The sequence below is a fragment of the Spirulina sp. CCY15215 genome, assembly GCF_016888125.1.
In the GTDB taxonomy this organism is placed as follows: domain Bacteria; phylum Cyanobacteriota; class Cyanobacteriia; order Cyanobacteriales; family Spirulinaceae; genus CCY15215.
Map to the genome: position 1 here is coordinate 1 of NZ_JACSWA010000252.1, position 7,601 is coordinate 7,601.

A 7,601-nucleotide genomic window follows, 5' to 3' on the forward strand; every position below is an offset into this window, starting at 1 on the left:
ATTCGCTTTGCTCAGACTCCCTTGTTTGTGGCAATTCCTCTCCCGCTAACCCTATCGGGTCTAACGGGAGTCCCCTTGCCACATCTTTGATGGCGATTATCAAGAGCAGCAAATCATAACCGCAGGAGAAATCGCCCCTTTAGCCTTCAACATCTCCATTTCCGTCCCTCGTCTTTTGCATTAATCATTGATAATTGAAAATTAATAATTGAAAAATGGCAGACGCGATCGCAATTTATCCAGGGAGTTTCGATCCCATTACGTTAGGACACCTTGACATTATCGAACGCGGAAGCCAACTCTTTACAAAGGTTATTGTGGCCGTACTCTGCAATCCTAGTAAAAAACCGCTCTTTTCCATAGAAGAGCGCATTGAACAAATTCAGACTTGTACCCAGCACCTCGATCGGGTAGAAGTAGACAACTTTAGCGGCTTAAGCGTAGACTATGCCAAGCAGAAGAAAGCCAAGATTTTGCTTCGGGGTTTGCGCGTTCTTTCCGACTTCGAGAAAGAACTGCAAATGGCTCATACCAATAAAACACTGAGACAGGATATCGAAACTGTTTTTTTAACCACGTCTACCGAGTATAGTTTCTTAAGTAGTAGCGTGGTCAAAGAAATTGCCCAATTTGGCGGTACAATCGATCACCTCGTTCCCCCAAATGTTGCCCGAGAACTCTATCGATGCTACAACAAGGCTGATGCTACAACAAGAAGACCCCCGAAGTAATGCCGAATATCGCGAACAGGAAGGATTCGATCGCGCTCGAGTCTTAGGATTTGATATTCAAGCCGAACTCAACCGCTTGGAAGAATTGATCTTAGATAATCCCCGCATTCCCTTCACTCGCAAAACCATTGTCGATGAAGAACAATTGCTCGATCGCCTTGATGTAGTGCGGATCAATCTTCCTACAGCCTTTGAGGAAGCAATGGAGGTGGTGCGTCAAAAAGAAGAAATTCTCTTGCAAGCGGAAGAATACGCCCAAGAGATGATTGAATTGGCCAAACAGCAAGCCGCCCAATTTTTAGATGAATTGGGGCTGGTGCGCCAAGCAGAAATCGAGGCCGCCCAAATTCGCCAAGCCGTGCGCCAAGAGTGTGAAGATCTTCAGCAGCAAACCCTCGCGGAGATCGAGCAAATGCGAATGCAAGCGGTGCAAGAACTCGAACAAATGCGCCAGATCGCGATCGCCGAATGTGAAGAAATTCAAGATGGAGCCGACGAATATGCCGACGCGGTACTGCTGCGGATCGAACAGCAATTGGGGGAAATGCTCAGGGTTATTCGCAACGGTAGACAACAATTACACGGTAACTTCGCCGAACCCAACCGAGAAGAAAATTCAACCATATCAGGAGCATCCTGATAGTTCAGTTAACGGTTAACATAGCAATAGTTGCAGAGTAGCCCAAATAATACGCTGTCAACTTCGGGATCGGGTTATTAGGGGTGGAGATATGACCGAGATTAAAGCAAGTCAGGAAAATAATGGCTCAAAAAAACAGTTAAGTGCCAACGAGTACATTGCTGTCTCGGATTTAATGGATATTCTTTCCGATCTAAGCAATGGGAAAACTCGTCCCCTACTTACCCCGGAACCTAAAGAGATGCAAGGTTTTCGAGATTCTCTCGCCTCTCTTCCTCCCAAAACTGCGCCTACTCCTTCCCCCTCCCTCTCTCCCTCATCTCGCGATCGCGTCGCCTTGGATGTGGAGACTACGGCATTATCCACCACGCAACCCGAAGAAAAGACGATCTCAGAGTTAGCGCGGGAATTGTGGGAACTCAAATTAGTTGCTCTTTCCGACAATGATTATTACAATCGCCAATTGGGTCGCTTGAAAAATCGCTTTTTGTGGCTGACTGGCTTATCTGTGGGAACGATCGTGACCTTGGGCATTATTTTGGGCTGGCTGGGGGCAAATTTCAAACAGATGCAAACCCAACTGGCTAACTATGAAGGAGGGGTTGAGATTAATCGCGTGCGTCTCGATCGCCTCGAAGGAAGCACTCTGAGTAGTATTGAAACTTCCCTGCGATCGCTACAAACACAGATTCCGGAAACCCTCGAAACCGACATGGAAACCAGCCAAGAAGATATTACCGCCCTTAAAGTTCAACTGCGAGAAATGGAATTAAAATTAGCTGCCCACGATAAAGCTCTTTCTGTCCTCGTCAGCGCTTTGCAAGGGATTGTAAGGTAGGGAGTAACAAACAACAAACAACTAACAACAAACAACAAACAACAAATCATTATGAGTTACGATTACGATCTTTTTGTCATTGGCGGTGGTTCTGGCGGTATTGCAACTGCTCGACGTGCTGCTCAATACGGTGCTAAAGTGGCGGTTGCGGAAAACGATCGCCTAGGGGGAACTTGCGTTAATCGCGGTTGTGTCCCTAAAAAGTTAATGGTGTATGCGTCGCATTTTCCCAGCCAATTTGCAGAGTCTCGCGGCTACGGCTGGACTGTGGGAGATGGTTCCTTTGATTGGTCGAAAATGATAACCGCCGTCAATAATGAAGTGACGCGGTTAAATGGCATTTATCAAGGAATGTTGGATAATTCTCAGGTGGAACTATTTCCCCTCCATGCTAAATTTATCGATGCCCACACTGTTGAGGTGGGGGATAAAAAGGTAACGGCGGATAAAATTCTCATTGCAGTGGGAGGAAAACCCCATCGCCCGAGCAATATTCCGGGGATCGAACACGCGATCGTTTCTGATGATATTTTCCATTTTCCCGAACAGCCTAAGCGCGTTGTTATTTTAGGGGGAGGTTATATCGGCTGTGAATTTGCTTGCATTCTTAATGGTTTGGGTAGTGAAGTCACCCAAGTGATCCGCGCTGACAAGATTTTACGCGGTTTTGATGACGATCTTTGCACTACGATTCAAGAAGCGATGCAGCAACATGGCGTTCGTTTATTGAATAATTGCCCAGATATGGTGATTGAAAAGACGGAGGAGGGTTTAAAGGTAACGGTGAAAGGAGAGGGGGAAGAGACGGTTATTGCTGATGTGGTGGGATTTGCTGCTACGGGACGCAATCCTAATTTGGATAATTTGGGGTTAGAAAATACCAAGGTTGAAGTGAAGAAGGGGGCGATCGCGGTTAATGAATATAGCCAAACCGCCGAGGAGAATATTTATTCCGTGGGAGACTGTACCGATCGCATTAATTTAACTCCCGTGGCAATTAATGAGGGACGCGCTTTTGCTGATACGGTATTCGGTGGCAATTCTCGGACTATGAGTTATGAAAATGTTCCTTCGGCGATCTTTACCACTCCTGAAGCGGGTACTGTGGGCTTAACGGAAGGGGAAGCGCGAGAAAAATATGGGGACGAGATTAAGGTGTACCGTTCTAAATTCCGTCCTATGTACTACACTCTCGCGGGTAAAGATGAGAAAACCTTAATGAAACTCATCGTTCATACTGAAAGCGATCGCGTTATTGGGGCGCACATGGTGGGAGATCATGCGGCGGAAATTATCCAAGGGGTGGCGATCGCCCTGAAAACTGGAGCCACGAAAGCCAATTTTGATGCTACCGTGGGCATTCATCCCAGTTCTGCGGAAGAGTTTGTCACCATGCGCTAACATCGGTTGGCCAGCACTACCACTAAAGAAAGAGGAGAACAAACTATGTTCTCCTCTTTCTCATTTATTCAGCTTGACAAAATTACCGTTTCATGCCTTTAGCCATGTTACGGAACATATCCATACTGGTATCGGTAGAAGATGCAGTACGGCGAGGAGTTACGCTGGGCTGAGAGGTGGTGGAAGCAGTAGGGGTAGAGGGAGTTGAGAAACCGGGGCGATCGTCGATGGTTTTTTCTTCCGTTGCGGTAAATTGTTTAACCACAGCAAAAGAACCACCATTATTGGCATTACCGGGAAAGGTGTGCTTAACGGTGTTGGGTTTACGCATATATTCAATGTTACCCATCGTTTTCGCGTCATCGGGGCTGAGGTAGAAATCCGTGCTATTAGGATTATCTCCAGCATTTGCCTCATTCACGTATTTGGTGCGACCGCCAAACAAGCCAAAAAATCCAGCCATCTTTTTAATCTCCTGTTTCTTAAAAACTTTATTGCATTATATTACGAATATTATCAAAAGTTATAACAAAAATCAAAAAAAGTCGCCAAACCCCTGAATTTGGGAATCCCTGTTCTAATGAAGTCAAGGATATAGTTGATTAGTTCTACTTGTATTCAACAGAGGATAAAAAACTTTGGGCAACTACTTTACCAATACGAACGGGAACAGCATTACCAATCAAACGACCAAGTTTATGAAAACGCGCTTTCTCTCCTGGTTCTAGAAAACGGTAATTCTCTGGAAAAGTTTGCAGAATAGCGGCTTCTCTGAGAGAAATCGCACGATTTTGTTCTGGATGTCCAAATCTACCATTTCCATAGCCAAAACATTGTGTTGTGATTGTTGGTGCAGGAGCATCCCACTCCATGCGACCATAGACACTTGGATAGGTTTGTCCTGAATTTCTGCGATGGCAAGGTGCGCGTAACGATTCATCCCAATCTCGCCATGTTCCTCCTGGATGTGAGGCTTTAATTCTGCGTAGATTGAGTTCGCTTAATGAAGAAGCAGTATGAATTGGATCTTTAGGATCGGAACCTCCAGCCTCTAATTTAGGTAAGTTAAATATAGCTTGACGCACTGTTGCATGACCTGTTGCATAATCATGTGTAGATTCATGGGGAGGTAATAGTTCTATTAAACCGAGTCTAGACGCAATTAAGACAAGACGTTTGCGCGTTTGTGGAACTCCATAGTCAGCACATTGTATGATTTTGTACCATATTTCATAACCTTTTAAATCTTCTAGAAAATTTTGGAAAACTTGATGCTCTAAAAGTTGCGGTACATTCTCCATTGTAACAAACTCGGGCTGAATTTCCCTAACCAATCGACCAAAATCAGCAACAAGATCCCACTGTTTATCATCACGAATTTGGCTTTTATCATCACGAATTTGGCGATTTTTTTGACTATAAGTTGAGAAAGGTTGACAAGGAGCGCAACCTGCTAGTAATCGTAGCTTTGCATTCCCAAACAGCTTAGAAAGTTCTGTTCCTGATAGTTTTCTTATGTCTCGCTCAATAAAAAGAGAATGGTTGTTTGTTTCGTAAGGAAAACGACATTGCGGATCGAGATCGACCCCTGCAATAACTCGAATTCCACCTTCAATCAATCCATGTGTGAGTCCACCGACTCCGCAAAATAAATCAATTCCATAAATTATGCGATCGCTATTTTTAACACCAAATTTATTCTTATGAAGTGTAATAATATCGGACATTGTTTCTTTCATATTTCTACTCCTGTAGGTCGATGTTCTGGCATTAAAAATTCATGAGCATCTATAGATGATTTAAAACAAACTACAACTTCCCGAAGATATAAACTCGTTCGTTGAGTAAGGTCGCGAAGATCGCTAACAGTAACACCTTCACCACATTCGGCAAAAGAAAGTTCTCCATGAGCCAATTTATTACGAAATTGTTTAATTAATTCTAGTGGTCTTTTATCATCTCGAAACTTTCGTTTAATAGCTTGAAGCGTGTCAGAACTGATATTGAAGGAAAAGCCTAAGCGCTTGTTCATTTTCTCAATTCCTTCATCAGTCCAACCACCTCCCGCACCTTTTTCAATCTTGAAACTTGATATTGGTATAGTTTGTACTAAATAATTGCAAAGTTCTAATGCACATTCAAGACGATTTTCATGGTTAAGTTCAGTATGAGTCCGTGCCATAAATCTCACCCATTCTCGACGCACAGAATCGGACAAATGACTAGGATATGTGGATCTATTGATTACGCTATGAGATACAGCATTTAAACATTGATTTACGGTTGATTCAACAAGGTTATATAATTGAAGATAAACACTAGAATAAAGAATTCGTTGTTGTTTAACTGTGATTTTTTCTCCTTCTGAACCAAATGTGGGAACTCCATCTCGAACTTGCTTTTCTAATGCTTCAAGTAGATCGAGATAAGTTTCTATTTCTTGTAGCCGATCTTCAAATGCTTGACTAAAATCATCCATTTTTACTCTCCAAGTAAGCGATCGCGAACATAATTGATACGTCCTATCAGTTTCTTCTTTACATTCGCACCATCAGAACCCGTGACATCTCTGAACTCTTGACTGGTTGACCAGTCTTCTGTATTAACTAATTGGTTGACTAGATCGGGTTTTTGTTGTAGAGCTAAATAACTGCCAATCGCAATTGCTTCAAAACGCGATCTTGGTGTTACTATTCCTGTAGCTGTTCTTCGGAAGCCCCAAGGAAAGTTTTTTGATACAAATTCCATTGTATCGCGAAATCTTTTTCGATATTTTTGCATCTCTTCTGGATTTTGTGTAAAATAGGCGTTCATTTTTTTTGTGTAATCATAAAGAAAAGCGGAAACTCTATCTTTATAGTTTTCTAGTCCATCACCGTAAGCAAAAAAGCGAGTCACCAATTCTTCTCGTTCGCGTTCGTTCTTTCGTTTCTTTGTAGTTGGGGCTAGATCAATAAAATATTCTTCTTTTGAGAGTGATATAACAAGGTCTTGATAAACACCTCCCAAAGCGCCTCGACGTACCTCTGCTTTATTAGCAATTTTACTTCCCGTATTAATTCGCTCAAATAGATCGAAGCGAGATTGCTCGTTAGTATGTTCATTCAGTACAATTCCTCTAATTGAACGATTTTTTATCTTTCTTTGTCGCGATTCTAAAAGATCGTCAAATTTCAATCCACTGAGTAAGGATAATTCTTCTAGATCGCCCAAAACAAAATCTCCAATAATGAACTCTTCAATTGTTTTCAGACGTTGTACTCCATCAACAATCTCAAGTTTACCTGTTGCTGGATTTTCCCAAAAGAACAGAAAAGGAATAGGAAGTCCCATTAAAATTGATTCGATAAATCTAGATCGCCGTTTTTCTTCCCATGTAAAATCACGCTGATAAGCGGGGATATAAAAATCTTCATTTCTCATTTTTAAAGCTAAGATTTCAATTGTATATTCTGTAAGATAAAACTCAATTCGTTTTGACTGCTCAATAATTTGTTTTTCAGCAGATTGAATTAGCTCTTCTTTAAAGTTAGATTGCTCCTCACTATCCATTGCTAAAAATCCTCTTAAACTCTACTATTTGGAACAATTGATAACTTGATTATACTAAATCCTGTCCACCATAAAGTCAATTTAATGATTCTCTATAAGACTTGAAGCGATCGCCGGTTCTTCGCGATTACCACTTAAAATATGCAGTACAAATTAATCGATCGCAGAACATTAGAAGCAAAATTTGTCCAAGGCGATCGCAGAACTAGAGACAAGAGAACAAATTTAGAGACAGAAAAATAGAGTAAAGTAGTTAGTTATCAGTTATCGGGATGCAGTCAGATAAGATAAGACAGAAGGAGCAAATTTATCCTTCATTCCTCATCCTTCATCCGTCAACACCCCGTCAGGAACCTCAGCCTAAAGGCGTGAGGCTTGAAAGAGAAATCTGACAAGCCATTCTGACCAGACTAAGTACCCCGCGTACTACGTTATTTGG

8 protein-coding genes are annotated in these 7,601 nt (G+C 42.2%); 4 read left to right on the plus strand and 4 right to left on the minus strand.

Annotated features, from left to right (window positions below; all coding sequences use genetic code 11):
- The first annotated feature begins 215 nt into the window (after positions 1 to 215).
- From coaD to gor, 4 genes are all read left to right on the plus strand, one after another.
- Positions 216 to 731: a pantetheine-phosphate adenylyltransferase gene (gene coaD / locus JUI58_RS02285; RefSeq protein ID WP_204102123.1), complete on the plus strand. Its 516-nt coding sequence runs from the start codon at positions 216 to 218 to the stop codon at positions 729 to 731.
- Positions 703 to 1,371 carry a hypothetical protein gene (locus tag JUI58_RS02290; RefSeq protein ID WP_239121215.1) on the plus strand — a complete coding sequence of 223 codons (669 nt, stop codon included), beginning with the start codon at positions 703 to 705 and terminating at the stop codon, positions 1,369 to 1,371. The genes coaD and JUI58_RS02290 overlap by 29 nt, the downstream gene beginning before the upstream one ends.
- Positions 1,372 to 1,462: 91 nt before the next feature.
- On the plus strand, positions 1,463 to 2,209 hold the full coding sequence (locus JUI58_RS02295; RefSeq protein WP_204102124.1) for a hypothetical protein: 747 nt from the start codon (positions 1,463 to 1,465) through the stop codon (positions 2,207 to 2,209).
- 51 nt (positions 2,210 to 2,260) lie between these two features.
- Entirely contained in the window at positions 2,261 to 3,610 is a 1,350-nt protein-coding gene (gene gor, locus JUI58_RS02300) for a glutathione-disulfide reductase (protein WP_204102125.1), read from the plus strand.
- Between the two features lie 82 nt (positions 3,611 to 3,692).
- On the opposite strand, the gene JUI58_RS02305 is transcribed toward gor, so the two are convergent.
- From JUI58_RS02305 to JUI58_RS02320, 4 genes are all read right to left on the minus strand, one after another.
- Positions 3,693 to 4,073, minus strand: coding sequence for a hypothetical protein (locus JUI58_RS02305; RefSeq protein ID WP_204102126.1), 381 nt, complete (start codon positions 4,071 to 4,073; stop codon positions 3,693 to 3,695).
- 145 nt (positions 4,074 to 4,218) lie between these two features.
- Positions 4,219 to 5,337 (minus strand): DNA cytosine methyltransferase, encoded by a 1,119-nt coding sequence (locus JUI58_RS02310; RefSeq protein ID WP_204102130.1) that lies wholly within the window; start codon positions 5,335 to 5,337, stop codon positions 4,219 to 4,221.
- A gap of 8 nt (positions 5,338 to 5,345) precedes the next feature.
- Positions 5,346 to 6,089, minus strand: coding sequence for an MAE_28990/MAE_18760 family HEPN-like nuclease (locus JUI58_RS02315; protein ID WP_204102127.1), 744 nt, complete (start codon positions 6,087 to 6,089; stop codon positions 5,346 to 5,348).
- Between the two features lie 2 nt (positions 6,090 to 6,091).
- Positions 6,092 to 7,162, minus strand: a complete 1,071-nt coding sequence (locus JUI58_RS02320; protein WP_204102128.1) for a DUF262 domain-containing protein — start codon at positions 7,160 to 7,162, stop codon at positions 6,092 to 6,094.
- Between the last annotated feature and the right edge of the window lie 439 nt (positions 7,163 to 7,601).